This window comes from Bacillus sp. JJ664 (genome assembly GCF_036962205.1).
Classification (GTDB): Bacteria; Bacillota; Bacilli; order Bacillales; family Bacillaceae_G; genus Gottfriedia.
In genome coordinates, this window is record NZ_JBALMS010000124.1 from 1 (window position 1) to 978 (window position 978).

Consider the following 978-nt stretch of genomic DNA (forward strand, 5'->3'; position numbering starts at 1 on the left):
TCTATTACTCACTCTTTTATTTTGTCTTTTTTTAATTAGAATCCTAAAACCGCTTTAATAACCGATGTTGTTTCTCCACCTTCATACAATACATACAGTAGGAAATAAACAAACACACCTGTGATAGCAGTAAAGAACCAAATGATACTTGTAATTGGACCAATTTTTTTATGTAACTTTAATTTATTTTTAAATCCAGAAATTAAAGATACAAGACCAAATACCCCGCCTGAAGTAGCTAAGAATATATGGAAGAATAAAAATAAATGGTAGTACAATTTTAAACGCTCTGGTCCACCGAAATTTGTGTTTCCAATAAAGATTGTTCTAGAAGCATATACGATAAAAAATGATAAAGCGAACACTCCAGCAAAGAACATGACTTTTTTATGTGCTTCTACATTTCTTTTTGCGATTAGTACCCAGCCAATTGCAACTAAAATTGCACTAATGACAATAAAGCTTGTACTAATTGTTGGTAAAATTGGTAAATTCAAAATTTCCACCCCTACGATTTTTTAAGTAACAATGGATTACTACTGATTGGATCAATTTTATTTCCATTTTGTTCTCTTTTAGCCCATTTAAAGAAGTTGTAACCAATAACCCATCCATAAACTATTTCCTGGATAATTTTCATGATGACGCCGCCGACTTGCTGATCTTCTCGAGCAGACATGAAGTTTAGCACTTCTGGGCCAGAAATATTCAATGATTTTAATATATCAGGTGATACACATAATTCCATAGCCTTACTCCACAGTACAGGATCATTGTAAGTAGCATAGAATGGATGCCCAGAAAAAATAATTAATGCACATGCAGGCGTTAATAATATACCATTTGCAAACATATAACCAATTTTTTGAATATCTGATAAGGTTTGTCTATCTTCTAAATTATTCATAACTGGGAACCACATGAAAATAGCCATAAAGAATAATACATTCGTAAATAAAAAGTGATATACATTATCCG

The 978-nt window shown here is 31.6% G+C and carries 2 protein-coding genes; both read right to left on the reverse strand.

What is annotated here, in order from left to right:
• Positions 1-35 precede the first annotated feature (35 nt).
• The gene (locus V7056_RS17240; RefSeq protein WP_499703639.1) at positions 36-497 is read right to left on the reverse strand and encodes a DUF420 domain-containing protein; all 462 of its coding nucleotides are present in this window, start codon (positions 495-497) and stop codon (positions 36-38) included.
• A gap of 11 nt (positions 498-508) precedes the next feature.
• A partial coding sequence (locus V7056_RS17245) for a cytochrome c oxidase assembly protein (RefSeq protein WP_499703640.1) occupies positions 509-978 on the reverse strand: 470 nt, incomplete at its 5' end.